Annotated in this window: 23 protein-coding genes; 10 read left to right on the forward strand and 13 right to left on the reverse strand. The window is 68.3% G+C overall.

Annotated features, from left to right (window positions below; translation table 11 throughout):
- Positions 1 to 50: 50 nt before the first annotated feature.
- The 5 genes from ABQE44_RS11715 to dnaA all read right to left on the reverse strand — a co-directional run bounded on the left by ABQE44_RS11715 (position 51) and on the right by dnaA (position 5,965).
- Complete coding sequence (locus tag ABQE44_RS11715) at positions 51 to 611, reverse strand: DUF721 family protein (protein ID WP_448391520.1); 561 nt, start codon at positions 609 to 611, stop codon at positions 51 to 53.
- Entirely contained in the window at positions 604 to 1,776 is a 1,173-nt protein-coding gene (gene recF, locus ABQE44_RS11720; protein WP_448391521.1) for a DNA replication/repair protein RecF, read from the reverse strand. Before recF ends, ABQE44_RS11715 begins: the two co-directional genes overlap by 8 nt.
- Positions 1,777 to 1,804: 28 nt before the next feature.
- Entirely contained in the window at positions 1,805 to 2,698 is an 894-nt protein-coding gene (gene gnd / locus ABQE44_RS11725; protein WP_448391522.1) for a phosphogluconate dehydrogenase (NAD(+)-dependent, decarboxylating), read from the reverse strand.
- Between the two features lie 28 nt (positions 2,699 to 2,726).
- Complete coding sequence (gene dnaN, locus ABQE44_RS11730) at positions 2,727 to 3,920, reverse strand: DNA polymerase III subunit beta (protein ID WP_448391523.1); 1,194 nt, start codon at positions 3,918 to 3,920, stop codon at positions 2,727 to 2,729.
- 554 nt (positions 3,921 to 4,474) lie between these two features.
- Positions 4,475 to 5,965 carry a chromosomal replication initiator protein DnaA gene (gene dnaA / locus ABQE44_RS11735; protein ID WP_448391524.1) on the reverse strand — a complete coding sequence of 497 codons (1,491 nt, stop codon included), beginning with the start codon at positions 5,963 to 5,965 and terminating at the stop codon, positions 4,475 to 4,477.
- Positions 5,966 to 6,515: 550 nt separating this feature from the next.
- Here dnaA and rpmH point away from each other — a divergent pair.
- From rpmH to ABQE44_RS11780, 9 genes are all read left to right on the forward strand, one after another.
- The gene (gene rpmH / locus ABQE44_RS11740; protein ID WP_082933415.1) at positions 6,516 to 6,659 is read left to right on the forward strand and encodes a 50S ribosomal protein L34; all 144 of its coding nucleotides are present in this window, start codon (positions 6,516 to 6,518) and stop codon (positions 6,657 to 6,659) included.
- A gap of 20 nt (positions 6,660 to 6,679) precedes the next feature.
- Positions 6,680 to 7,039, forward strand: a complete 360-nt coding sequence (rnpA, locus tag ABQE44_RS11745) for a ribonuclease P protein component (protein ID WP_448391525.1) — start codon at positions 6,680 to 6,682, stop codon at positions 7,037 to 7,039.
- Entirely contained in the window at positions 7,036 to 7,380 is a 345-nt protein-coding gene (gene yidD / locus ABQE44_RS11750; RefSeq protein ID WP_448391526.1) for a membrane protein insertion efficiency factor YidD, read from the forward strand. The genes rnpA and yidD overlap by 4 nt, the downstream gene beginning before the upstream one ends.
- On the forward strand, positions 7,373 to 8,503 hold the full coding sequence (gene yidC, locus ABQE44_RS11755; protein ID WP_448391527.1) for a membrane protein insertase YidC: 1,131 nt from the start codon (positions 7,373 to 7,375) through the stop codon (positions 8,501 to 8,503). The genes yidD and yidC overlap by 8 nt, the downstream gene beginning before the upstream one ends.
- 36 nt (positions 8,504 to 8,539) lie before the next feature.
- A complete protein-coding gene (locus ABQE44_RS11760) occupies positions 8,540 to 9,094 on the forward strand; it encodes a Jag family protein (protein ID WP_448391528.1) in 555 nt (184 codons plus the stop codon).
- Positions 9,095 to 9,163: 69 nt separating this feature from the next.
- The gene (gene rsmG / locus ABQE44_RS11765) at positions 9,164 to 9,844 is read left to right on the forward strand and encodes a 16S rRNA (guanine(527)-N(7))-methyltransferase RsmG (protein WP_448429898.1); all 681 of its coding nucleotides are present in this window, start codon (positions 9,164 to 9,166) and stop codon (positions 9,842 to 9,844) included.
- Complete coding sequence (locus ABQE44_RS11770; protein WP_448391530.1) at positions 9,841 to 10,893, forward strand: ParA family protein; 1,053 nt, start codon at positions 9,841 to 9,843, stop codon at positions 10,891 to 10,893. The genes rsmG and ABQE44_RS11770 overlap by 4 nt, the downstream gene beginning before the upstream one ends.
- A gap of 36 nt (positions 10,894 to 10,929) precedes the next feature.
- Complete coding sequence (locus ABQE44_RS11775; protein WP_448391531.1) at positions 10,930 to 11,922, forward strand: ParB/RepB/Spo0J family partition protein; 993 nt, start codon at positions 10,930 to 10,932, stop codon at positions 11,920 to 11,922.
- A 218-nt stretch (positions 11,923 to 12,140) separates the two neighbouring features.
- Entirely contained in the window at positions 12,141 to 12,911 is a 771-nt protein-coding gene (locus tag ABQE44_RS11780; protein WP_448391532.1) for an acetyltransferase, read from the forward strand.
- Positions 12,912 to 12,916: 5 nt separating this feature from the next.
- Here the strand turns inward: ABQE44_RS11780 and ABQE44_RS11785 are convergent, their stop codons facing one another.
- The 8 genes from ABQE44_RS11785 to ABQE44_RS11820 all read right to left on the reverse strand — a co-directional run bounded on the left by ABQE44_RS11785 (position 12,917) and on the right by ABQE44_RS11820 (position 23,781).
- Entirely contained in the window at positions 12,917 to 14,113 is a 1,197-nt protein-coding gene (locus ABQE44_RS11785; protein WP_448429900.1) for an N-acetylmuramoyl-L-alanine amidase, read from the reverse strand.
- Between the two features lie 134 nt (positions 14,114 to 14,247).
- Positions 14,248 to 14,574 (reverse strand): thioredoxin, encoded by a 327-nt coding sequence (gene trxA, locus ABQE44_RS11790; RefSeq protein ID WP_448391534.1) that lies wholly within the window; start codon positions 14,572 to 14,574, stop codon positions 14,248 to 14,250.
- Positions 14,575 to 14,589: 15 nt separating this feature from the next.
- Entirely contained in the window at positions 14,590 to 15,561 is a 972-nt protein-coding gene (gene trxB, locus ABQE44_RS11795; protein ID WP_448391535.1) for a thioredoxin-disulfide reductase, read from the reverse strand.
- Positions 15,562 to 15,655: 94 nt separating this feature from the next.
- On the reverse strand, positions 15,656 to 16,261 hold the full coding sequence (locus ABQE44_RS11800; RefSeq protein WP_448391536.1) for an RsmA family anti-sigma factor: 606 nt from the start codon (positions 16,259 to 16,261) through the stop codon (positions 15,656 to 15,658).
- Between the two features lie 36 nt (positions 16,262 to 16,297).
- Positions 16,298 to 16,867: an RNA polymerase sigma factor SigM gene (sigM, locus tag ABQE44_RS11805; RefSeq protein WP_448391537.1), complete on the reverse strand. Its 570-nt coding sequence runs from the start codon at positions 16,865 to 16,867 to the stop codon at positions 16,298 to 16,300.
- A 64-nt stretch (positions 16,868 to 16,931) separates the two neighbouring features.
- Positions 16,932 to 20,585 (reverse strand): murein biosynthesis integral membrane protein MurJ, encoded by a 3,654-nt coding sequence (murJ, locus tag ABQE44_RS11810; RefSeq protein ID WP_448429902.1) that lies wholly within the window; start codon positions 20,583 to 20,585, stop codon positions 16,932 to 16,934.
- Positions 20,582 to 23,014 (reverse strand): DUF6049 family protein, encoded by a 2,433-nt coding sequence (locus tag ABQE44_RS11815; RefSeq protein ID WP_448391539.1) that lies wholly within the window; start codon positions 23,012 to 23,014, stop codon positions 20,582 to 20,584. The genes murJ and ABQE44_RS11815 overlap by 4 nt, the downstream gene beginning before the upstream one ends.
- Complete coding sequence (locus tag ABQE44_RS11820) at positions 23,011 to 23,781, reverse strand: NUDIX hydrolase (protein ID WP_448429904.1); 771 nt, start codon at positions 23,779 to 23,781, stop codon at positions 23,011 to 23,013. The genes ABQE44_RS11815 and ABQE44_RS11820 overlap by 4 nt, the downstream gene beginning before the upstream one ends.
- Before the next feature lie 85 nt (positions 23,782 to 23,866).
- On the opposite strand from ABQE44_RS11820, the gene ABQE44_RS11825 reads away from it, so the two are divergent.
- Entirely contained in the window at positions 23,867 to 25,306 is a 1,440-nt protein-coding gene (locus tag ABQE44_RS11825) for a CCA tRNA nucleotidyltransferase (protein WP_448391541.1), read from the forward strand.
- Positions 25,307 to 25,317 lie beyond the last annotated feature (11 nt).

The following is a 25,317-nucleotide window of genomic DNA, read 5'->3' on the forward strand; positions in this document are numbered from 1 at the left end:
ACACCGATCGAAGCGTTCTAGTGCGTTTCAGGAACCAGCCGCGGCGGCGGTCAGCCGTAGGTGTCACGGGGTCCCCGGCCTGCGATGTGGTACGGGCCTTTTCGCCATGACGGCGCCACCGGTCCGACGATCTTCAGCGACGTCACCACCCCGTCGCCGACCTCCGCGGCGATCTTGGCCAGCAGTTGGGCCTGAACCATCCGCAGCTGGGTGGCCCACGCGGTGGATTCCGCGGAAACCGTCAGCACCCCATCGTGCAGCGTGGTCGGCGTCGCATGCGCCGCAATCTGCTCGCCGACGACGCCGGCCCAGCGTCCGAACACCGCGCCCTGCGCGACGCGGCCGGACCAGCCGCGGGTTTTGGCAACGTCACGCGCCGCCGACCCGAGCGGTTGTGGATCACGCGCGTCCGGTCCCGGCCCTGACCAGCGTCGGCGGCTGTTTCCCGCCACCCGGCGCGGTTGCGGCCGCCGGCCCCGGCCGATGTCCTTACCTTGGCTGCGTGCCGCGCCACGTGCTTCTTCCAACGTGCGACGGACCAGATCCATCCCCGCCAGGTTCGCCAGACGCTCGGGTGGCCGCACGTCGCCGTCGCCGCTGCCATCAGTCATGGTCCACACCAGCCACATCGGAGACCCGACCGTCGTCGCCGTCGCGCATCGACACCTCGATTCGGCGGGCATCCCAGTCCGCGGGGATGTCGTCGGCGACGGCCGCGGTGACCAGCACCTGCTCGGCGTCGGCGGCGACATTGGCCAGCGCTTGTCGTCGCGCGGTGTCGAGTTCGGCGAACACGTCGTCGAGCAACAGCACAGGATCCCCGCCCTCGGCGCGCAACAACTCGTAAGCCGCCAACCGCAGCGCCAGCGCCATCGACCACGACTCTCCGTGGCTGGCAAAGCCTTTCGCGACATGATCGCCCAGCCGCAGCTCCAGATCATCGCGGTGCGGCCCGACCAGACAGACACCGCGCTCGAGTTCGGCGTCACGGCGGCGCGCCAGCGCGTCCAGCAGCGCGGCCTCGAACACCTCCGCATTGCCGGTGCCCGCGGCGCTTTCTTCCTCCACGACTTCCACGCCGCTGCGGTACCGGATCGACGCCGGGCGCGACGCCGGCGCCAACAGCTGATAGGCCTTCTCGACCTCGGGTGCCAGTTGGTTGACGAGGTCGACGCGGGCCGCGATCAGCCGCGCGCCTTTCTCAGCCAGATGCCCATCCCAGACGTCGAGGGTGTCGAGCACCCCGCGGTCACCGCGATACCGGGCGGCCGCGGCGGTCTTCAACAGCGCGGTGCGTTGCCGAAGCACCTTGTCGTAGTCCGCGCGCACCGCGCTGACCTGCGGGCGCCGGGTGGTGGCCAACTCGTCGAGGTAGCGACGACGCTCGCCGGGATCGCCGCGGACCAGCGCCAGATCCTCCGGTGCGAACAACACCGCACGCAATACCCCGAGGATCTCGCGGGCCGCACGCACCGGCGACCGGTTCAGCCGGGCCTTGTTGGCCCGGCCCGCGGTGATCTCCACGTCTACCGCCAGCTCACGGCCCTCGTTGACCACGATGGTCGACACCACCGCGCGTGGGGCGCCCGTTCTGATCAGCGGCGCATCGGTGGCCACTCGATGCGAACCCAGCGTCGCCGAATACCACAGCGCTTCAATGATATTGGTCTTACCGAAGCCGTTCGGACCGACGAACACGGTGCGCCCCGGCGCCAACTCCAGGTCGACCCGCGGCCATGACCGGAAGTCGGTCAATCCGAGACGACGGACGTGCACCCTAACCGCTCCTCGCGTACGCAGGCACCTAGCCTGACTCGCTGATCCGCTTGACCGCATGGCCACCGAACTGGTTGCGCAACGCCGCGACGGCCTTCATGGTCGGCGACTCGTCCTGCCGGGACAGGAAGCGGGCGAACAGTGCCGCGGCGATGCTCGGCACCGGAACCCGCAGCCGGATCGCCTCCTCCACGGTCCACCGACCTTCCCCGGAATCCTCGGTGTAGCCGCTGATCTTGGCGAATCCCGGATCCTCTTTCAACGCCTTCGCCAGCAGTTGCTGCAGCCACGACCGCACCACGGTGCCGTTGCTCCACGCCTGATACACCGCCTGCGGGCTCTCGATCAACTCCTCTGCGGACAGCATTTCGTAGCCCTCGGCGTACGCAGTCATCAGCGCGTACTCCACCCCGTTGTGCACCATCTTCGCGAAATGCCCCGCACCGACCGGCCCGGCGTGGACAAACCCGTCTTCGCGCGGCCCGGGCGGGCGCAGGGTGTCGAAGATCGGCATCGCGCGTTCGACGTCGGCGTCCGCGCCGCCCACCATCAGCCCGTAGCCTTCTTCCAGCCCCCAGATCCCACCGGACACCCCCGCGTCGATGAACGCTACTCCTTTGTCGCCCAACAACTTTGCGTGTGGCGCGTCTTCGGTGTAACGGGAGTTTCCGCCGTCGATGACCAAGTCGCCGGCGCTGAGTTCGTCAGCGAGGCTGGTGATCGTCTCCCGGGTGATCGGTCCCGACGGCACCATCACCCACACCACCCGTGGCGTATCCAGAGCGTCGGCCAGCGCCGCCAGCGAGGGCACGTCGCTGACCTCGGGTCGTGGGTCGTAGCCGATGACCTCATGGCCGTTCTCGCGCAGGCGCTGACGCATGTTGAAGCCCATCTTGCCCAAGCCGACCAGACCCAGTTGCATATGCGCCCCTTTCCCGGGATCGGGCCGGTCAGCCGGGAAGCCGCACCGGCATCAGCAGGTAGACGTAATCAGTCTGCGCGGCGGGGAACGGACCGGTCGCGCCGGCCTCGGCCGCATCGTCGCCCGCCGGGCGCAGCACCGCGGGCCGGCTGGGCGTGGTGAACCCGAACGTCACCCGCTCCGAATGCAACGACCCCAGCCCGTCGGTCAGATACGTCGGGTTGAACGCGATGGTCAACGGGTCGCCCGCGAATGTCACGGGTAGGTCCTCTTCGGCCCGGCCGACATCGTCGGCGCCGGCGGACAACCGCAGCACGTCATCGGCGAACTCCATCCGCACCTGCGCGCCCCGGTCAGCGACCAGCGCGACGCGTTTGATGGCTTCGGTGAGTTCGGCGACGCCGACGGTGGCCACCGAGGTGTGCTCGGCGGGCAGCAGCTGGCGAAACTTCGGGAACTCGGCGTCCAGCAGTCGGGTAGTGCTGCGTTTACCTTGACTGCGGATACCCAGCAGCCCCTCCTGACCGACCTCGGCGCCCGCACCCAGCGACAGGTGGACTTCACCACCGTCGGTGGCCGCCTTCGCCGCTTCGGCCAGCGTCTTGGCCGGAACCAGCACCGCGGCTTCCAGATCGGCCGACGAGGTGGACCAGGTCAGTTCGCGAACCGCGAGCCGGAACCGGTCGGTGGCCGCCAAAACGACCTTCTCCCCGGCGATTTCCACCCGGATACCGGTGAGCATTGGCAACGTGTCATCACGACCGGCGGCGACGGCCACCTGACCGATGGCCTCGGCGAACAAGTCCGATGACACCACCCCGGTCTCCTCGGGCAGCGTGGGCAGGGTGGGGTAGTCCTCCACCGCCATCGTCGGCAACGAGAACCTGGCGCTACCGCAGGTCAATGACACCCTGGTGCCTTCGACACTGACGTCGATCGGCTTGGCGGGCAACGCTCTGGTGATGTCGGACAGCAACCGCCCGGATACCAAAACGCTTCCCGGGGAGGCGATTTCGGCTGGAACTTGCACCTCTGCCGACACTTCGTAGTCGAAGCCGGAGATGGTCAGCCCCTCGTCGGTGCCGGTGAGCAACACCCCGGCAAGCACCGGAACCGTCGGCCGGGTGGGAAGGTTTCGGGCCACCCAGGCGACCGCGTCGGCGAAATCTTCGCGCACCAACCGGAACTTCAAATCGGTGAGACCGACCGTTGTCGTCGCCACGTCCATTGGGTCCCTTCGATCAATGACACAACAAGCACTACGCAGCGGTTCCCCGGTGTCTCACTCGCATTCGAACCGATTTGCGTCGGAACGACCGTAACGGCTGCCGCTGAACCACCGTAGAGCTTTCCGCCTCAACTTGAAAGCTAAACGATGGGGCTGACATGCAGGTTGGGAAGGGGTTTCGACTTCGGGTGTCCGGGTGGTGTCCCCAGGCGCCTACTTCAAAGAAGAGTTCCGATAGATATACAAGCAACAGTATTAGGGCCTGTGCACATTGGGGATGAACACCGGTCTGCCCAGCCCAGCGTGATTTCCCGCTGTGAATGATTTGTGGATGATGCGTTGACCGAATGACAAACGCTGGGGAGTCCGGCCGGCCTGTGGACGACGCGCCGACCGGCTCCAGCGCTGGTTCCCAGGTTGTGCACATGGTGTGCACAGGGCCGGTCTGTGACCAGTGATGCTGGCGGTGCCAAAGATTTTTCGGATTCTCCCCGTCGTACGGACGCGCGAAAACCACCGCCGATGCGGTGATTCAGGTGGGGTGGACGTCAGCGCTTGGAGCGCTGACGGATCCGGGTGGTCAGTTCCTTGACGTGATCGAAGACCTCACGGCGTTCGGCCATCTCGGCGCGAATCTTCTTCTCCGCGTACATCACTGTAGTGTGATCGCGCCCGAACGCCTGCCCGATCTTGGGCAGGGAGAGGTCGGTGAGCTCGCGGCAGAGGTACATCGCGATCTGGCGGGACTGCGCCAGCGCCCGGGTCTTACCGGGTCCGCGGAGTTCCTCGACGGTGGTTTCGAAGTACTCGGCGGTGGCGGCCATGATCGCGGCCGCGCTGATCTGCATGGTGCTGGCATCCGAGATCAGGTCGCGTAACACGATCTCGGCCAGCGACCTGTCGATCGGGGTCTTGTTCAGTGAGGCGAACGCGGTGACCCGGATCAGCGCACCCTCGAGTTCGCGGATGTTGCGCTCGATGCTGCTGGCGATGAGCTCGAGCACGTCGCCGGGTACGTCGAGGCGGTCCATCTGCGCCTTCTTGCGCAGGATCGCGATGCGGGTCTCCAGTTCGGGCGGTTGAACGTCGGTGATCAAGCCCCATTCGAACCGGGTCCGCAGCCGGTCCTCGAGGGTGGCCAGCTGTTTCGGGGGCCGATCCGACGAGATCACGATTTGCTTGTTGGCGTTGTGCAGCGTGTTGAAGGTGTGGAAGAACTCTTCCTGGATACCTTCCTTGCCCTCGATGAACTGGATGTCGTCGACCAGCAGGACGTCGATATCGCGGTAGCTGCGTTTGAAGGACGCTTTGCGGTCGTCGCGCAGCGAGTTGATGAAGTCGTTGGTGAATTCCTCGGTGGAGACGTACTTGACCCGCATGCCCGGAAACAAGCGCTGGGCGTAGTTGCCGGCGGCATGGAGCAGATGGGTCTTGCCGAGCCCGGATTCACCCCAGATGAACAAGGGGTTGTAGGCCCGGGCCGGAGCCTCGGCGATCGCGAGCGTCGCGGCATGGGCGAACCTGTTGGACGCGCCGATGACGAAGGTCTCGAAGGTGTAGCGCCGGTTCAGGTTGACCGCGGTGTCTTCATCGTCGGGGGCGTTGAGCTGTCGGTTGGCGAAGTAGGTCGGCCAACTTTCCTCGGCGCTGGCCAGGGCTTCGGAGACCTCGTCGACTTCGTCGGGTTCGAGGGGGGCGGAGGCGCTGGAGCCGTCGTCGGCCTCGCTTTCGGAGGACGCGGCGATGCGAACACCGAGTTCGACGCGCTGGCCGAGCTGGCGGCTGAGCGCGCTGATGATCGGTTCACGCAGGTGCCGTTCGATCTCGTTTTGCACAAACGGCGTCGGTACCGACAGGAGGGCAAATCCTTCGGTGATGACGAGTGGCTTGACGAGCTTCAGCCACGCCCTTTGCTGCGGGGTGAGGACGGGGAGGGTCGATTCCCCGTTGGGGGCCTCGGTGGGCCGAGAGGTGGCGTTGAGTTCAGCGACGACGGTGTTCCACACCGACACGAACGGCGGATCGGGGTCGGCTGTCAATGACTAGTAACCCCCTTTAGGCCGTGTTTGAGACGACCAAATGAACGATGACGAACTGTCCACAAAGTTATCCACAGGTTGTGGATAACGGACAGTCGCCGCCGCTCGGTTCTCTACCGGTGAGGAGGGCAGTGGCCGGGGCTCGTCGCAGTCGTGCGGGCCGTGGGCTCGCGGCTGTTCGGCCATCCTCATTTCGTTGTCTGTCGCCGTTTCGTTATCGAATCGGCCTTGGCAGAAGCTAACAGGTTTCGGGCCGGGTGCCAACCGTTCTGCGACATTGACGGGGGCGGATTTTCGGGGTGCGTAAAGGCGCGACAGCTGTGACGGCTGTGACGATTTGTGGGGGCCCCGAACGAGGTTTGACCCAGGCAATACTCGTCAGTACCCTCGAACAGTCGCCCGAACGTGGTGACACGGCTGCGAGCAGGCACGCCTGGTGAACGCGCCGGTTAAGCGGGACGGATGAGCTTACCAACGGCAACCGGGTCCACGACAGCGATATTCGCTTGCTGTGGGCTGCGGGTGCAAGACGCAACAAGGAGATAGAGCCGTGGCCAAGGGCAAGCGGACTTTTCAGCCCAACAACCGGCGCCGCGCACGCGTGCATGGGTTCCGGCTGCGGATGCGGACTCGGGCCGGTCGGGCGATCGTGTCCAACCGGCGGCGCAAGGGCCGTCGCGCGCTGTCTGCGTAACGCGACGCAGGACTAGCGCGGTGCTTCCGGCGCGGTACCGGATGACGCGGTCGACCGATTTCGGGACGACGGTCAGCCGCGGTGTGCGCACGGCACGGCCCGATCTGGTGGTGCACGCGCTGCGTGCGGACAATGGGGCCGAAGACGGCCCGAAGATCGGGCTGGTGGTTTCGAAATCGGTTGGTACCGCAGTGCAACGACATCGGGTGGCGCGCCGGCTACGGCACGTGGCCCGCGCGGTGATCGACGAACTCGACCCGGCTGACCGGGTGGTGATCCGCGCGATGCCCAGCTCCCGGCACGCGATCTCGGCTCGGCTGGAACAAGAACTGCGTTCGGCGTTGCGGCGGAGCAGACCCAAGAGCGAGGCGCGTCGATGAAGGCGGGTGTCGTCGCGCGCGGGGTCATCTTCGTGATCCAGCTGTACCGCAACATGGTTTCGCCGCTGCGGTTGCCGACGTGCCGCTTCATGCCGACCTGCAGTCAGTACGCGGTGGATGCGCTGGGCGAGTACGGGCTCATGAAGGGCGGCTGGTTGGCAACCGTACGGCTGCTGAAATGCGGACCATGGCATAAGGGAGGATGGGACCCGATCCCGGAGCGCGGGGGCGAGGCGCACCAAAGCTGTGCGCAGGCAAGCGAGTACCGCACCGATCGGGAGAGTTCCGCCCGCAGCGGGCAAACCCCGGCATTGCGATCAGGAAGCGAGACGCGTGTTTAACTGGTTCAGCCTCGACATCATCTACTACCCGGTGTCGGCGATCATGTGGGTCTGGTACAAGCTGTTCGGTTTTGTGCTGGGGCCGTCGAACTTCTTCGCCTGGGCGCTGGCGGTGATGTTCCTCGTGTTCACCTTGCGCGCGATCCTCTACAAGCCGTTCGTCAAACAGATCCGTACCACCCGCCAGATGCAGGAGTTGCAGCCTCAGATCAAGGCGCTGCAGAAGAAGTACGGCAAAGACCGTCAGCGCATGGCGCTGGAGATGCAGAAGCTCCAGAAGGAACACGGCTTCAACCCGATCCTCGGCTGCCTGCCGATGCTGGCGCAGATCCCGGTTTTCATCGGGCTGTTTCACGTGTTGCGGTCCTTCAACCGCACCGGCGGTTACGGCATCGGCGCACAGCACCTCGATCCCGCGGTGAACCGCACGTTGCCCAACTACGTCTTCAGCGCCACTGACGTTGGGCACTTCCTGGACGCCAACCTGTTCGGCGCTCCGATCGGGGCGTGGATGATCCAGACCACGGGTCTGGACGCGTTCACCGAATTCAATCGCGCGGCGGTGATCGCGGTCGGTGTGCCGATCATGATCCTGGCCGGCGTCGCCACCTACTTCAACAGCCGGGCGTCGGTCGCGCGGCAGAGCCCCGAGGCTGCGGCCAATCCGCAGACCGCGTTGATGAACAAGTTGGCGCTGTACGTGTTCCCGCTCGGCGTCGTGGTCGGTGGACCGTTCCTACCGCTGGCCATCATCATGTACTGGCTCGCCAACAACATCTGGACCTTCGGTCAGCAGCACTACGTGTTCGGCAAGATCGAAAAGGAAGAAGAAGCCAAGAAGCAGGAAGCGCTGGAGCGGCGCGCACAGAACGCGCCGCCGCCGGGGGCCAAGCCGAAACGGGCCGGCAAGGGTCAGGCCGCGACCGCGCAGGTGACCACGACGGCCAACGCCGACAGCGCCGCCGACGACGGGGGTGAGGACACCACAACGGACGGTGAGAGCGCGCCGAAGACGAAGCCAGCCTCCGGTCCGCGCAAGTCCGCATCGGCGACGAACAACCGCGCGCCGCGGCCGGGAGCCACACCGCGGCCGGGCGCGCGACCCAAGAAGAAGAAACGTTGACCGGTTCTCACCGGTGGAATGAGGAGAGACACAGTCATGACGGACGCTGAGACGACCGAGCGCGACGAGGAGTTGACCGGCGGACCGGACGACGGCGAGGCCGCCGCGCCGACCGTCGAGGACGACCTGGAGGAGCGTCTGGTCGCCGAAGGCGAGATCGCCGGCGACTATCTCGAGGAGCTCTTGGATCTGCTCGACTTCGACGGCGACATCGATCTGGATGTGGAGGGGGACCGCGCGGTCGTCAGCATCGACGGCGGCGGGGACCTCAGCAAGTTGGTCGGGCGTAAAGGCGAGGTACTCGACGCGCTGCAGGAGCTGACCCGGCTGGCGGTCCACCAGAAGACCGGTGAGCGCAGCCGGCTGATGCTCGACATCGCGCGGTGGCGCCGCCGGCGTCGTGACGAGTTGACCGCTCTGGGCGAGAAGGTGGCGCGGCGGGTGCTCGAGACGGGGGAGCGCGAGGAGCTCTCGCCGATGACGCCGTTCGAGCGCAAGATCGTGCACGACGCGGTCGCCGGAATCGATGGGGTGCACAGCGAGAGCGAGGGCGTCGAGCCGTCGCGGCGCGTGGTCGTGCTGATCGACTGATCGCGAGCGAGTTACATCGATGTAGTTTTGACGGCTAGGCCGGCGCGCGAGATCCGGAGGATGTTTCACGTGAAACATGGCGAGGTATCGGCAGCGCCGGCGGCCGCGGAGGCCTTGTTCGGAGGGGCGGTCGAAACAGCCCAGCGGTACGCCGAAGCTCTTGCCGGCGCAGGCGTGGAACGGGGGCTGATCGGACCGCGGGAGGTGGACCGGCTATGGGAGCGCCACCTTCTCAATAGCGCCGCCGTCGGCGAGCTCATCGAACCGGATGCCAATGTCGCCGACATCGGGAGCGGGGCCGGGCTGCCCGGGATACCGTTGGCGTTGGCTCGCCCGGACCTCCGTGTGACGCTTGTCGAACCACTCCTGCGCCGCAGCGAATTTCTGGCGGAGATGATCGTGGAGTTGGCACTCGACGTGAGGGTTGTTCGAGGCCGGGCCGAGGAGGCGACGGTTCGGCGCCAAGTGGCGGAAATGGATGTTGTGGTGTCGCGCGCGGTGGCGTCGTTGGACAAGCTGACGAAGTGGAGCATGCCGCTGTTGCGTGTCGACGGGCGAATGCTGGCGATCAAGGGGGAGCGGGCCGAGGAAGAGGTCCGGGACCACCGGCGTGCGATGACGGCACAGGGTGCCGCTGATGTGAGGGTGATCAAATGTGGCGCGGATTTCGTGGATCCACCCGCGACCGTCGTGGTGGCGCGGCTACGCACTCCGAGGGCACACCGCTCAACGGGCAGGAGAAGAGGATGAGTTCGGTTCCTGAGCGCGGCGGGCGTGGGCCCGAGGGCTCCGGTGCAGACGCCGCCGCGGCCCAGGGCCCCGAGGTTTCACGTGAAACATCGACTCCGCGCGAGGACGTTTCACGTGAAACATGGGACACCTCAGCGCCGCCGACCGAGGACTGGTCGGACCCGGCGGCGGCGGACACCCCGATCGGCGCGGAGGCCGAGCGGGCCGTGCGCCTCTTGCACGCCGCGGCGAAGGGCCGGCTGCCGCGCCCGCCCCGCCAACGCGTCTTCACGATCGCCAACCAGAAGGGCGGGGTCGGCAAGACGACCACCGCGGTCAATGTCGCGGCGGCGCTCGCACTGCAGGGCCTCAACACGTTGGTCATCGACCTCGACCCCCAGGGCAATGCCAGCACCGCGTTGGGGATCGAGCACCGACCCGGCACGCCGTCCTCTTATGAGGTGTTGATCGGCGAGATACCACTGCAGGACGCACTGCAACGCAGCCCGCACAGTGAACGGCTCTACTGCGTGCCGGCGACCATCGACCTCGCCGGTGCCGAGATCGAATTGGTCAGCATGGTGGCCCGGGAAGGCCGGCTGCGCAGTGCGCTCGCCGGGCTCAAGGACCACGACTTCGACTACGTTTTCATCGACTGCCCACCGTCGCTGGGGCTGTTGACGATCAACGCCCTGGTGGCCGCACCCGAGGTGCTCATCCCGATCCAGTGCGAGTACTACGCGCTTGAAGGGGTGGGGCAGTTGTTGCGCAACATCGAGATGGTCAAGGCGCACCTGAACCCTCAACTCGATGTCACCACCGTGGTGTTGACGATGTACGACGGGCGCACCAAACTCGCCGACCAGGTTGCTGCCGATGTTCGGTCACACTTCGGCGATAAGGTATTGCGGACCGTCATCCCGCGCAGCGTCAAGGTTTCCGAGGCGCCCGGCTACGGGATGACGATCCTCGATTACGACCCGGGCTCGCGGGGCGCGATGAGCTATCTGGACGCGAGCCGGGAGATCGCCGAACGGGGCCAGATCGCCGAACGGAGCCACGGCCGATGAGCGGGCGCAGGTTCGAGGAGTAGGGGAGAAAGTGCAATGACCCAATCGTCACGCAGGCGCAGCGGTCTTGGTCGCGGGCTGGCTTCGCTGATCCCTACCGGGCCGGCCGACGATGACACGTCGTCGTACGGACCGCGGATGGGCGACGCGGCCGCCGACGTGGTCATCGGCGGCTCGATCGACGGCGCGAACACCACCACCAACGACGTCGGTGCGGTCTACTGCGAGATCGACCCGGCCGCCATCGAACCCAACCCGCGCCAGCCCCGCCAGGTCTTCGACGAGGAATCGCTCTCCGAGCTCATCCACTCCATCCGCGAGTTCGGTCTCATGCAGCCGATCGTCGTGCGCAGCCTGCCCGGCGAGCGGGGGGAAAGTCCGCGCTATCAACTCGTCATGGGCGAGCGCCGGTGGCGGGCCGTGCAGCAGGCCGGCCTCGACACCATTCCCGCGATCGTCCGGGAGACCACCGACGACAGCATGCTGCGCGACGCGTTGTTGGAGAATATCCACCGCGTGCAGCTGAACCCGCTCGAGGAGGCGGCCGCCTATCAGCAGCTGCTCGATGAGTTCGGTGTCACCCACGATGAACTGGCGGCCCGCATCGGCCGGTCGCGGCCGTTGATCACCAACATGATCCGGCTGCTGCGGTTGCCGATCGCGGTACAGCGCCGAGTCGCCGCCGGCGTGCTGTCGGCCGGCCACGCCCGCGCGCTGCTGTCACTGGAGGGCGGCCCGGAAAAGCAGGAGGAGTTGGCGGCGCGAATCGTCGCCGAAGGGTTGTCCGTGCGCGCCACCGAGGAAGCGGTCACGCTGGCCAATCGCTCCGACGATGCGGCCCCGAGCGCGCCACGACGTAAGCCGATCCAGATGCCCGGCCTGCAGGACGTTGCTGAACGGCTCTCCACATCGTTCGACACCCGCGTCACGGTCAGCCTGGGCAAACGCAAGGGCAAGATTGTCGTCGAGTTCGGGTCGGTCGACGATCTGCAACGCATTGTCGACCTGATGACCGCGGCCGAGCGCTGAACTACCACCCGCGGTAATTACGTCACTGTGACACTGGCATCCGGTAGCGAACCGCACGGGCAGCTCGTGCAGATGAATTCCGCTGGGGTGCAATCGGTTTCGGCTCACCGGCGGTGCGTCGCGCGATGCAGTGAAGAAACCGGGCCGTCGGCGCCGGAGCCTTCTATCCTGGAGTGGCACCCGAGCATCTCGGTACCGCGTGGAACCCGGAGAGTTTAGTGTCAGCACGAATCGCGCCTCTTCGGCTCGATGGCTTCGAGCAGTTACCCAAGCACGCCCGCCGGTGCGTGTACTGGGAGGTCGATCCGTCGACGCTGGAGACCGGTGCCGGCGCTGCGCCCGGTCGAAACGCTCCGCTGTCGGACCCCGAATTCGAGAAGGAAGCGTGGCTGTCGATGGTCATGCTCGAGTGGGGGTCGTGCGCGCAGATCGCGGTGCAGTGCCGCGACGGGGCCGACGACGACCCGGTGCCGCTGCGCGGCGACGAACCATGCCTGGGCTACGCCTTCTACGCGCCGCCGACCGCGGTGCCCCGCGCGCGTCACTTTCCGACCGGGCCAGTCAGCGCCGACGCCGTGCTGCTCACCTCGCTGGGGGTGGAACCGTGCGACGACGCTGACACGTTGCCGCGCAGCCTGATTGCCGCGGTCGTCGGGGATCTGGTGCGTCGCGGGGCGCGCGCATTGGAGGCCTTCGGGCACACCGCCGACGTCGGCGAACTCGCCGACCCGGACACGGTGTCGCCGTCGTTGCGCGGCGTGGTGGAAGTACTCGGGGACTGTGCGGTGGACCAGTGCGTGCTGGGCGTCGACATGTTGCGCGATGCCGGGTTCGTCGTCGTCGCCCAGCACCCGTACTTTCCGCGGCTGCGGCTGGAACTCGAGCAGGGTCTGGGCTGGAAGGCGGACGTGGAAGCCGCGTTGGAACGGCTGCTGGAAACCGTTGAGCTGAAGGAACCGGTCGGGGCGGGTGCGCGCTCGTCCGGGTGAACCGGTCAGGACCGGCTGACCCGGCCGGCGTTGTCGACGGACAGTTCGTGCGCCAACAGTTCGGCGAACGTGAATGTCCCTGTCGGACGGTCGTTCTTGCCGAGCAGGTAGAGGCGTTTGACGGCGGCGAGGATGCCTTCGGCGATCGAATCGCGGTTCTGGGTCGACACCAGCATGTCGCGGTCGCGCGGGTTGGTGACGTAACCGACGTCGACCTGCACGGTGGGCATCCGCGTCAACCGCAGCAGATCCCACGTCCGCCCGTGGGTGCGGCAGTCGCGTAATCCGGTGCGGGCCACTACTTCTCGTTGAATGAAGTCGGCCAGGTTGCGCCCGATGGTGGACACCGAGCCGTGTGAGTTACCGAAGTGGAAGGAGGCGACCCCGTTGGCGGCCGGGCTGGGCTGGGTGGCGCAGCGCAAGCTGATCATCAGGTCGGCGCCCACGGTGTTGGCGGTCGCGGCCCGTTCAGCGTCGGAGGGTGCGCCGTTGGCCGGTCGCGACAAGAACGTCTCCATGCCGATTGCGGTCATCCGGCCTTCGAGCCGACTGGCCAAGTCCCACAGGATATCTGCCTCGCTGATCGGCCCTTCCGGACTGTGCATGATCAGCCCGTGCTCGGCACCGCCGCGGCCCGGGTCGATGATGATCCGCTTGCCCGAGAGCCGCGGCCCCGACCGGCGGACCTGCTCTTCCTCGCGGATCGCGTGCGGGGAACCGCCCGTGACGCGTGATCCCAGAAAATACAAGGACCGCAACGTTTCCGGACCGCAGATGCCGTCGGGGTACAGGCCGTACTCGCGCTGGTAGGACATCAGCGCGTTGTGCGTACCGAGACCGAAGTGGCCGTCCACCATGCCGGTGTAGAACCCCAGGTCCTGTAGTCGGGCTTGTAGGGTGGCCACGTCGTCGCCGTACATCGGCGCGCCGAACTGGTGGTTCAGCGTCCGGGCGCCGAGCCGGTACGAAGCTTCTTTCAGCGCCCGGTACGTCGCTTCACCGACGATGCCGTCGACCAGCAGACCACGGTGCTGTTGGAAGGCACGCACCGCGCGGTCGAGTTCGTCGTCGAAAAAGTCGGCGACGACGTGGCGGCCCGTGGTGATCTCTTCATCGGGGTTGTCGAGCATGCCCAGCGCTGCCAGTGCAGCCCGGATCTCGGTGACCGGGCCTCCACGGTCACCGCGACGCAGACTCGACATGGGCGACCTTTCGATCACGGTCGTCAGGGGGTGACACCCGCGCTGACGAGGCATCAGGGACTTAGCCAGCATTGTCTCAGACACCGGCGGGATTCGAGAAAACGCCAGGCGGGTGTCCGCCAGGCAATCCGGCGTCAGACCACGTCGGCGAGCTCGCGCAACAGCGCTGCCTTGCCTTTTGCCCCGACGATGCGTTTCACCGGTGCGCCATCCTTGAACAGGATCAAGGTGGGGATCGACACCACCTGAAAGTCACGGGCGGTTGCCGGGTTGGCGTCGACGTCGAGCTTGGCGACGGTGAGTTGACCGGCCTTCTCGGCGGCGATCTCCTCGAGCACCGGCGCGACCATCTTGCACGGGCCGCACCACGTTGCCCAGAAGTCGACCAGCACCGGGGTGCTGCTGGACAGCACATCGGTGGAAAACGAGTTGTCGGTCACTTCGACGGTGCTTCCAGCCATCGCAACGTACTCCAATCAAGCAGGGGTGGATGTCTCTTCATCGGCTGGGGCAGAACCGATTTCGGCCAGCCAACGCTCGGCGTCGATGGCGGCCGAACAGCCGCTGCCCGCCGCGGTGATGGCTTGCCGGTAGACGCGGTCGACGAGGTCGCCCGCGGCGAACACGCCGTCAACGGAGGTATGGGTGGTGCGGCCCTGGGTCAGCACGTAGCCGTCCTCGTCGAGGTGCACCTGGCCCCGCACCAGTTCCGAGCGCGGATCGTGGCCGATCGCGACGAACACACCCGTCACCGCGAGCTTGGACTCCTCGCCGGTGCCGGTGTTGCGTAGCCGCACGCCGCTGACCTTGGGGTTGCCCTCGACCTCGAGGACCTCGGTGTTGGTGACAAAGGTGATCTTCTCGTTGGCCCTGGCCCGCTCGAGCATGATTCGCGAGGCGCGGAACTCGTCGCGGCGGTGCACGATGGTCACGCTGCGCGCGAACCGGGTGAGGAAGGTGGCCTCCTCCATGGCCGAGTCGCCGCCGCCGACGACCACGATGTCCTCGTCGCGGAAGAAGAAGCCGTCGCAGGTCGCGCAGGTGCTCACCCCCATCCCGATCAGCGCCTCCTCACCGGGAACGCCGAGGTGGCGTGCTGCCGCGCCCATCGCGAGGATCACCGCGCGCGCCCGGTGGGTTTCGTCGCCGACGGTGACCGTCTTGATCGCACCGTCCAGCGACACCGCGTCCACGTCCTCCATGCGCAGGTCGGCGCCGAAGCGCAGGGCCTGTTCCCGCATCTCGTCCATCAGTTCCGGGCCGGTGATGCCGTCACGGAAGCCGGGATAGTTCTCCACCTCGGTCGTGGTCATCAGGGCGCCGCCGAACTGGCTGCCTTCGAACACCAGCGGGGACAGCTGCGCACGCGCCGCGTAGACGGCGGCGGTGTAGCCGGCCGGGCCGGATCCGATGACGATTACGTCATGCACCGGGGATGTCGAGGTCATGAGCGCCTTTCTGCCGGAAAAGGGACGGCACGAGTACAAACACCAGCCTAAGCCCAGGTGTTCCCAACGTGGCTCGCCAGGCCTGCCGCACAGGTTACGGACGCCGAAGCACGGTGTGAGCCAACAGGCCGGTGCAGTCGGGTGGCGCCACCAGCGCGACCAGCGCGTCGTCGGTGTGGCCGGGCACCAGCAGCAGCACCCCGGACCGGCCCGCGATGTCGACGGGCCGCGCGCCCAGCGGCGTCACCCCTGAATAGCCCAGCCGGTCCAGACACCAGGTGCGCCGCGGCGCATCGGTCAGCGGGCCGTAGTCCGGCGCCCCGTCGAGCAACGCCAGGATCTCGGCGTCGGGCAGCGGTACGACGTGCTGGGTCACCGTAATGCTGCGCGCCGTCGGCCCGGTATCGGGCCGGGGCGGGGGACCGTCAGCCGAGAGCATCACGACGCCGATGACGCCGCCTGCCAACGCGGCGCCGACCCCGGCGATCAGGCCGAGTAGTTGCCACCGCCCGAACCGCGGTCGGCGCACCGAGTGCGCCGGGCTTTGGGACTGGGCGGGGCTGGCGGCCCGCAGCGCGGCGCCGATGCGGGCGGTGACCGCGCCGGGCACCTCGGGAGCCGACGCGTCGTCCGCGCCCAGCCGGGCGAGTTCCGCGCGCACCCGCGCCGACGCCGGGTCGAGCTCGTCGTCGTGGTCCATCGCTGTCAGTCTGTACCACCGGGCGCGAGCGTGGGGTCAGCGTGCGCCCGCGCTGCTGTCGAAGCAGTCGAGCGCCTCGGCCAGCTTGGTGCGCGCGCGGGCGCAGCGGCTCTTCACCGTGCCCTCGGGCACACCGAGGAGACCGGCGGTCTCGGCCACCGAATAGCCCTGCATGTCGACGGCGACCACCGCGGCGCGCTGCTCGACCGGCAGCCGCATCAGCGCGCGCTCCACCACGATGGTGGTGTCCACCAACGACGTCGGATCGCCGATGGCGAACTCGTCGTCGGGCAGCGCAGTGGTGTCGTGAGACTTGTTGCGGCGCAACCGGTCCAGACACGCGTTGACGACGATGCGATACAGCCAGCTGCTCACCGCGCAGTCGTAACGAAACGTGCGTGCCCTGCGGTGCGCGGACAGCATCGCATCCTGCAACGCGTCGGCGGCGTCGTCGGGGTTGCGGCTGGTGAGGTGGGCGAGCCGGTACAGCTGACGGTGGTGGCGGTAGAACAACTCCTCGAAGGCGTAGCGGTCACCGGCGACGTGGGCGGCCAGCAGGTCCGCGTCGCTGCGATGGTGTCCGGCCGGCCCGTCGAAGCTCCCCACAGCCGAACACTAAACGGCGCCGGGGGCACCGGATGACACATCTTTGCCCGGCTGGGGATAGCCGCTACTCGGCCGCCTTGACGGTGATCTCGGCGATGTCCGAGCGGCTCTCCCCGTTGACCTGACCCAGCTTGGACACCCAGATGAGCAGGTTCGACGTCGGTGACGCGTCGTCCACCTCGATGGTGTTCTCGCCCGGCTTGACCGGGGTCGCCGGGGTCAGCACCGTGGTGTCGGCCAGCGACGACGGTGTCGACGTGGACGCCGAGCGGATCTCGATCTCGGTGCCGGTGCTGTTCAGGTCGACGGTGACCGCGCCGACCGTGGTGGGCTGCGGCAACCGCAGGATCAACCCGACACCGTTCTTGAAGTTCGGGAACGGCACCGCGTCGGTGTAGGTGTCGATGGGCCACACCGTGCTGGGGTCGCCGTCGATGGCGAGACCGGCCAGCGCCGGCGCGTCGGCCTCGCCCTCGGGTGAAAAGACGGTCGCCGAAACGGGTTTCACCGTCCCTCCGCTGGCCGCGGGGCTCTCTTCGTCCTGGGCGGTGGTCGGCGCGTTGAGCCCCAACCGGTCACCGCCGAGGCCGCCTCCGACGTCACCGAAGATGCTGCTCAGCACCGAGCCCAGCACCACCAGCGCCACTACGATGATCACGGCGCCGACGGCCAGACCGACCATCAACCCCTTACGCCGGCGCGCCACGATCTCCGGATCGTCGGTGGACCCGGCCGCGGTGGCCGACGCCGACGGCGGCGCGGTTTCCTCGACGGGGGAGATGACCTCGGTGCGGTCGGCGATGGCGGTGGCCTGCTGCAACAGGTTCAGCAGGGTCGGGGCGCTGCGGATGCCGCCGCCTTCCTGCACGGCCCGCGCCGCGGCCGCCGAAATCTGGAACGGGATCTGGCGGTCGACCGCACGCGGTTCGACGGGCTGGCCGGCGGGGTCGAGGTCGGCGGGCGCCAGGCCGCTGCGGACCCCAGACTCGGGCAGCGGCCACCGGTTGATCAGCAGCGCATACAGCGCCGCGCCGATACCGCGAATGTCGTCTTCGGGGTTGGCGTCGGGCAGCGTCGCGGGGAAGGCCAGCGCCACATCGCCCTCGATGCTCACCCGCACCCGGTTGGGATGGTCGATCGACAGCGCCACACCGGAACGGTGCGCCGCCTCGGCGGCCGCCGCCAGCGACTGGATGGCCCGAGCGCCGCCGATCGGCGACGGTGACGTGTCGGCCACCTCCGCCAGCGAGCCGCCGCGGATCCACTCCGAGACCACCAACCCGCCCGAGCCGGTGTTGGCCACGTCCAGCACCCGGGCCACCCCGGGCATCTCCAGCCGGCTGAGCTTGAGCGTGCGCGACAGGATCTCCCGCAACTGCTCGTCGGGCAGCGTCGCGTCGGGGTCGACGAAGGTCAGCGCGACCTGCCGGTCCAGCGCGGTGTCCAGCGCCTGCCAGAACTGCAGGTTGGGCGGACCGCCGTGGAACACCAGCAGCCGGTAACGGCCGCCGGCGATCAGGGCGCCGGGAACCAGATGTACGTCCTCGTCGGAGGTGGCCGCCTCGATCGGGGGCTCCCGCGGCGGGTCGAAGGCGACCGGCTCACGGGTCGGGTCGCCGCCGTAGTCGGCCGGGGGCCGACCCGACACCGGTGCGCGCGCCGGGCCCGCGGTGCGCTCGGCGGCGAGCTCTGTGGTCTCCTCCTGGGCCGCGACGTCGGGCTGGAAGTCGTCGGCGGCCACGTCGGGCTGGAAATCCTCCGGCCGCGACCGCGGAATCTTGGTGGTGGCGGAGGTGTCGGGAATGGGCGTGGTGCCGCCTGCGGGTTCGTCGCTCACCGCTGGTCCTTTCGGCATTCCGTCCCCGGCAAACGCATCCGGGGGTTCGCGGCGGACGTCAGACCGGTTGGGTCGGCCCCCCGACGCGAACGAATTCCTCTGTTGAGGGTACGTGAGTGGTCCACGTGTCGGTGGCTTGTCGGGCACCGGCGGTGCCGGGGTGCGCCCGCCGAGGCGGCGGCGGACGAACGCCAACGCGGCCAGCGCGTCGGGAACCCGCGCGGCCAGCAGGACGGCCACGATGATCGGCACCATGATCAGCCCCAGCGCCAGCAGCCGCAGCAACGATCCCGCCCCACCCCAGTTGCGGGTGAGGTCTTCGAGGCCGAGCAGTTGGTCGGCGACGTGTGCGATCAGCCCGGCCAGCAGGGACGCCGCGATCGTCACCAGGATGCTGCGCACGACCTGCAGGCTGATCAGCCGCCCGCCGGGCGGGTCCAGGGCGGCGCGCAACAGGAAGTAGCCGACGGTGGCGCCGGCCAGGAAACCCAACCCGTTCGCCGTGCCGAGATAGCCGGCGACCAGGTCGGGGTCGTCGGTCACGTACGGGGCAAGCAAGGAGCCGATGATCTTGACCGTGGTGATGACCACGATCAACACGATCGGTATCCACGGCTGCTGACGGGCGTAGAACACCCGAAGTTGCAGCAACACAAGGGCATACGGGATCAGGGTGAATGCCGAGAGGGTCAGCGCCATCCCGAGGTAGCCGGCGTCGACGTCACCGAAATTGCCGTACGCGAACAACGCGCTGCCGATCGCCGGGCCACCGACCGTGGTCATCGCGACGATGGGGATCAGCGTCACCATCGTCAACCGGGTGGCCAGCGACAGGTCGGCCAGCACCGCGGGGCCGTCGTTGGCGGCGGCGTTGCGGCTCAACCGCGGCATCACCACGGTCAGCACCGTCACCCCGATGATGCCGAACGGCAGCTGCAGCACCAGCCATGTGTAGTTGTAGATGGCGGGCCCGGAAGCCGCTGCGCCGGCGGCGATCCGGTTTCCGACTATCAATCCGATCTGGCTGATCATCACGTAGAGCAGCATCGCCGCCGCCATCGCGCCGAACTGCTTCATCCGGTCGTCGATGCCCAGCAGCGGGCGCAGGCTGATCCGTTCGCGGCGGATCGCCAACAGCAGGACCACCACCTGGGTGACCGTGCCCAACGTCATACCGATGCCCAGCACCAGCAGCTTCGGGTTACCCATCCGCACCGGGTCAAGCGAAAGTTCGCCCGGCACAGCTACATACAGGCCGAGCGTGGCCAGCGCCACCAGGTTGTTGCAGACCGGCGCCCAGGCAGGCGGCCCGAACACGTTGCGGGTGTTGAGGATCGCCATGAACACCGAAGACAACCCGTAGAACAGCACCTGAGGCAGCAGGAGATAGGCGAAAGCCGTTGTCAGATCACGGTTCACCTCGGGTTGGCTGCCCAGCATCAGGTCGACCAGCAGCGGTGCGGCCGTCACCGAGATGACCGTCGTGATCAACAACAGGATGGTCGCCAACGTGACCAGGCGGCGCACGAAAGCCGTTCCGCCGTCGGGGTCGTCGCGCTCGGCGCGCGCCAGCACCGGCACGAAGATCGCGGTGAACGTCGCCTCCAGCACCAGCGCGGCGATCAGGTTGGGCAGCTGGTAGGCCACCGAGAACGCACTCGACAGCGCGGCACCCAGGATCGTGGCCAGCAACACGATGCGGGCGAACCCGGTGAGCCGGCTGACCAGCGTCGCCACCGCCATACCCCACGACCGCGACACCACCGCGGCGTCGGTGAGCTCAGGTCGGCCCGCACCTCGGCTGGGGGCGGGCCCGCGGGGCAGCCGGGGCGGGGGTTGGCGCACCGCTCTGCGCGACGGCGGCGCCCCCGGGTTGTTCACCTCTCCTCGCTTGCGCGGCTGCGGGCGTCGTCGTAGTGCAGCGCGACGTCGAGCGGATCCGGGCGGTGGGGGTCGGCATCCAAATCAGCACGGTCGGGCTGGCCGCGGAATCGGTGCCACAGCCGGCGCCCGGCCAACAACACCAGCACGGCGGCCGCCGACAGCGTGATGATGAACAGCACCTGACCGTAGGCGTTGGAGTGCACCGACAGCCGCACCTGCTCACCGAGCGGAAGCCCGTCGGCGGTGCGCAGCGCGACGTCGACGGCCACGCGCTGGGTGAAGTGCACCTCGATCGGCACCCGCACCGGCAGGTAGCCGGGCGGCAGCTCGATCACCCCCATATCGGTGACCGTCATCCCGGGCGGCGGGTCGATGTCGAGCCGCACCCGGATCGGCACCGGCAGATCGTTGCGCAGGGCCAGCGGCAGCGGGCTGCGCTCGGTCGCCAAGGTGTAGGAGCCGCCGGGGTTGACGATGGTGACGGCGTGGAACATGTCCTCGACCGTGCGCCCAACCGTCGTCAACCGCTGCTGCGCCAACCCGTTGCGCGCGGCCGGCGGGACCGACTGGCTCAGCGCGCGCAGCATGTCCTCGCGCAGCGGCGCGGTGTAGCCCAGCCCGGTGAGACCGGTGCGCATATCGGCGGTCAGCGCCGCCGTCAGCCCCCACAACCGTCCGGTGACCGCGGCGATGCCCGACACCACCGCGTCGTCGAAGCGGGCGCGCGGGTTGCCGAGGTCGTCGTCGGGCAGGCCGGCGTGCGGTTGCGGCGGGATCGCGTCGCCGTCGCCGATCACCGCGGGCAGCGGCCGCGGTTCGGCCAGCCCGGCGTTGATCGCGGTGGCCACCGTGGTGAGCATGGCCTGCGCGTCGGCCGGTTGCAGGCTCCAGTTCAGCGGGGGCATCAAGATCTCGGTGCGCGGCGTGGTCTCCGGGGTCAAACCCCGCCACAACAGCGCCCCCAGCGCGGACAGCCGCCGCGCCACCGCCGACTCGTCCTGCACCGCGATCTCCAGCGACGGATCGAGATACGCCGGCGACACCGGGTCGGTACCCGCGCCCGCCAGCGCGGCGCCGACGGCCGGGTCGAACGGCGCGGAGACCAGCTGCGGCGTGTAGCGCTGCGGCGTCAGTTCCGGCGGCGCCGCCGTACCGGTGCCCGACCCGTCGTCGCGGTCGGCCGCCGCGACGGCGACCGTGCGGCCTCCCCTACCCTCCGGGTGTGGGCCCAGGGCCGACAGCAGTCGCACCGCCGGGCCGGTCAGCGGTCCGTCGGCGAACAGGGCCACACCCCGTAGCGAGGTGATGCCGAGCAACTGGTCGACGATGTCGGCGGCGGTGCGGGTGGCGATCGCAGTGAGCCCGGGATCGCCGACGCGGTGCAGCGCGTCCAGATCCGCCTGGGCGTAGGTCGTCGGTGCGACACACAGCCGCTGCGCCAGCGCCTTAAGCCGGTTGAGCCAGGCCACCGCCGCCTCCTGGCCGGTGCCGGGCCGGGTAGGGGTGCCCGGGCCGGCGTCGGGGCCGGTGTTGACGACGTAGCCGCCCGTCATCGCGTTGACGGTGACCAGCAAGTCGGGGTCAACGGCCAGGCAGGCCGTGGCGCGCATCTGCCCGTCGGGGTCGACCTCGGGGCTGGTGGCGAATTCGATCGCCGACAGCATGGTGTCCAACCGTCCGCCCGGGGCCAACGACGTGGCCAGGTCGTCGTCGATCAACCGGACCGGGGTGGTGCCGCCCGGGGCTCCCGCGGCCAGCCGTGGTTCGTCGGCGATCGGCCACAGCAGAGTCAGCCGCACCGGGTTGGAGGTGTCGGGCGCCACCACCGAGGTCAACGTGTCGGCCACCGAGTCGGCCGTCGTATCGGGCGGCACCCCCAGCACCGGCAGCAGGAACCTCGAGTCGTCGAGCCGCGCCGGGGCACCGTAGTCCGGGGTGCCGTTGACGTTGACCATCACCGGGTACACCCCGGGCTCGTCGATGCCCAGCGACGGCTGCTGCGACGACCGCAGGGGATAGGACAGCTCGAACGGAACCTGTTCGCCGCGTTGCAGTTCCGGGGTCAGCGTGACGAAATCCCCGACGGGATCGAACTGGTCGACGTTGCCGGCGAGGTTGGTGCGCAACCCGGGCGACGACGTCACCGCGGCGGCGTCCTCGAGGCGCACCACCACGTCGCGCACCGGGCGGTCACCGACGTTGCGCACCGTTCCGGTGACGGTGACCGTGGGTTCGCTGGTGGTGGTCACCACCTCCGGGGTGACCCGGTCGATCTGCACCGACAAGAACTGCGTCGAGCCGGGCTCGGCGGCGGCGGCGCGGGGCAACGCGACTGGGGCGGCCACCAGCACCAGCAGCAGGACGGCACTGCACAGGCGGAGCACCGCCGGGGTGCGCTCACGTGGCACCGCCGCGGTGCGCGTCACGGACCCTGTCCGCAGCCGTTCGTCCGCCGGCCGGGCTGAGGTTGCGCGCGCTCGTCAGGACGACGGTTGCGGGTGTGCGAATGTGTCTGCGGCCGTCGTCGCGGCGCCATCCGCGGCAGCGGTGGCAACGCGGCGGGGCCGTCGGTATGCAGCCGGTCGATCAACTCGCCGGCCACCTCGGCCAGCCGGCGTTCGTCGGCGTAGGCCAGCCGCGCCGGCAGTTCCTTGAACGGCACCCACGCCACCTCGGTGACCTCGACGTCCTCGTCGGACAGTTCGCCGTCGAGGAACCGCATCAAATAGTGGTGCACGGTCTTGTGCACCCGGCGGCCCTCGGTGACGAACCAGTAGTCGATGCTGCCGAGCGCGGCCAGCACGCTGCCCTGAATTCCGGTCTCCTCGGCGACCTCACGGATCGCGGTCTGTTCGGCGGTCTCGCCGAGTTCGATGTGGCCCTTGGGCAGCGACCACAGCATCCGGCCGCGCCGGTCGATGCGCCCGATCAGCGCTGCGACCTGCCGGTCCTTCGGACCGTCGATACCGTCGATGACCAGGCCACCGGCGGACGTCTCGTGCACGGTGCGCAGCCGGTCCGGAGGCCGGCGCGGACGCGACTTCTGAGCCTTGCGTTGTCCGTTGCCGGCGTTGTTGGTGCGCAGCTGGGCAGCGTCGGGGGCCGGGGATGCGGCGTCCGGCGGGCCGGCAGCACGACGGCCCCGACGTCGCCCGCGGCGCCGTCGAGGTTTGGCCTGTTCGCCGTCCGACACCCAAGCGATAGTAGCTGCCACAGAGTTTCGCCCCGGCCGCACTCACCGGTCGTGACAGAGCCGTTGCACATTATGCTGTCCGAACGTGCCCGAATCAGCTTCCGACGCCGAACTGCTTGCCGCTGCGCAAGTCACGCTGAACCGCCATCGCGACCTGCTCGCCGACGTCGGCAAGCTTTTTGCTGCCGCGGGTCATGAGCTGTACCTCGTCGGCGGCAGCGTGCGTGATGCGTTGCTGGGGGAGAGCCGCGGGGATCTGGACTTCACCACCGACGCCCGCCCCGAGCAGATGCAGAAGCTCCTGCGGCCGTGGGCCGACGCGCTGTGGGACACCGGGATCGAGTTCGGCACGCTCGGGGTCGGCAAGGACGGCCACCGCCTGGAGATCACGACGTTTCGCGCCGACACCTACGACCAGGTGTCGCGTAACCCCGAGGTGCGGTTCGGCGACCGGCTCGAAGACGACCTGGTGCGCCGCGATTTCACCGTCAACGCGATGGCGGTACGCGTCACCGCCGAAGGTGCTGCTGAATTCCACGACCCGCTGGGCGGGCTGGCGGCGCTGCGCGAACGGGTGCTCGACACCCCGTCGGCGCCGGAGACGTCGTTCGGTGACGACCCGCTGCGGATGCTGCGCGCGGCGCGGTTCGTCTCCCAGCTGCAGTTCACCGTCGCGCCGCGGGTCATCGAGGCGCTTGTGGAGATGGCGCCGCAGCTGGGCCGGATCACCGTCGAGCGGGTGGCCGCCGAACTCGACAAGCTGCTGCTGGGCGCCGACCCGGTAGCCGGTATCGACCTGATGGTGCAGACCGGTCTCGGCGAGGTGGTGCTGCCCGAGGTCGGGGCGATGCGCATGGCCATCGACGAGCACCATCAGCACAAGGACGTCTACTGGCATTCGCTGACCGTGCTGCGGCAGGCGATCGCGCTGGAGGGTCCCGGGGGGCAGGACCTGGTGTTGCGGTGGGCGGCGCTGCTGCACGACATCGGCAAGCCGGCGACCCGCAAGCTCGAACCCGACGGCGGGGTGAGCTTTCACCACCACGAGGTGGTCGGGGCCAAGATGGTGCGCAAACGTATGCGGGCGCTGAAGTACTCCAAGCAGATGATCGAGGACGTGTCCCAGCTGGTGTACCTGCACCTGCGGTTCCACGGCTACGGCGGCGGGCGCTGGACCGACTCGGCGGTGCGCCGCTACGTCACCGACGCGGGGCATCTGCTGCCGCGGCTGCACAAGCTGGTGCGCGCGGACTGCACCACCCGCAACAAGCGTCGCGCCGCGCGACTGCAGGCCAACTACGACGACCTCGAGCAGCGGATCGCCGAGCTGGCCGAGAAGGAGGATCTGGCCAGGGTGCGGCCCGACCTCGACGGCAACGAGATCATGTCGATTCTCGGTATACCCCCGGGTCCGGAGGTCGGTGAAGCCTGGCGCCAGCTCAAGGAGCTGCGGCTGGAGCGCGGGCCGCTGTCGCACGACGAGGCCGTCGACGAGTTGTGGAAGTGGTGGAACGCCAGACAGTAGTGCTGCGTCGA

The organism is Mycolicibacterium sp. XJ2546, assembly GCF_053483195.1.

What these genes read in the sequence shown, in the direction of transcription:
- ABQE44_RS11715 (WP_448391520.1), bottom strand. Translation starts at nt 611, where the DNA reads ATGACTGATGGCAGCGGCGACGGCGACGTGCGGCCACCCGAGCGTCTG.
- gnd (WP_448391522.1), bottom strand. Translation starts at nt 2,698, where the DNA reads ATGCAACTGGGTCTGGTCGGCTTGGGCAAGATGGGCTTCAACATGCGT.
- yidD (WP_448391526.1), top strand. Translation starts at nt 7,036, where the DNA reads ATGAAGGCGGGTGTCGTCGCGCGCGGGGTCATCTTCGTGATCCAGCTG.
- ABQE44_RS11760 (WP_448391528.1), top strand. Translation starts at nt 8,540, where the DNA reads ATGACGGACGCTGAGACGACCGAGCGCGACGAGGAGTTGACCGGCGGA.
- ABQE44_RS11770 (WP_448391530.1), top strand. Translation starts at nt 9,841, where the DNA reads ATGAGTTCGGTTCCTGAGCGCGGCGGGCGTGGGCCCGAGGGCTCCGGT.
- ABQE44_RS11775 (WP_448391531.1), top strand. Translation starts at nt 10,930, where the DNA reads ATGACCCAATCGTCACGCAGGCGCAGCGGTCTTGGTCGCGGGCTGGCT.
- ABQE44_RS11785 (WP_448429900.1), bottom strand. Translation starts at nt 14,113, where the DNA reads ATGTCGAGTCTGCGTCGCGGTGACCGTGGAGGCCCGGTCACCGAGATC.
- trxA (WP_448391534.1), bottom strand. Translation starts at nt 14,574, where the DNA reads ATGGCTGGAAGCACCGTCGAAGTGACCGACAACTCGTTTTCCACCGAT.
- trxB (WP_448391535.1), bottom strand. Translation starts at nt 15,561, where the DNA reads ATGACCTCGACATCCCCGGTGCATGACGTAATCGTCATCGGATCCGGC.
- ABQE44_RS11800 (WP_448391536.1), bottom strand. Translation starts at nt 16,261, where the DNA reads ATGGACCACGACGACGAGCTCGACCCGGCGTCGGCGCGGGTGCGCGCG.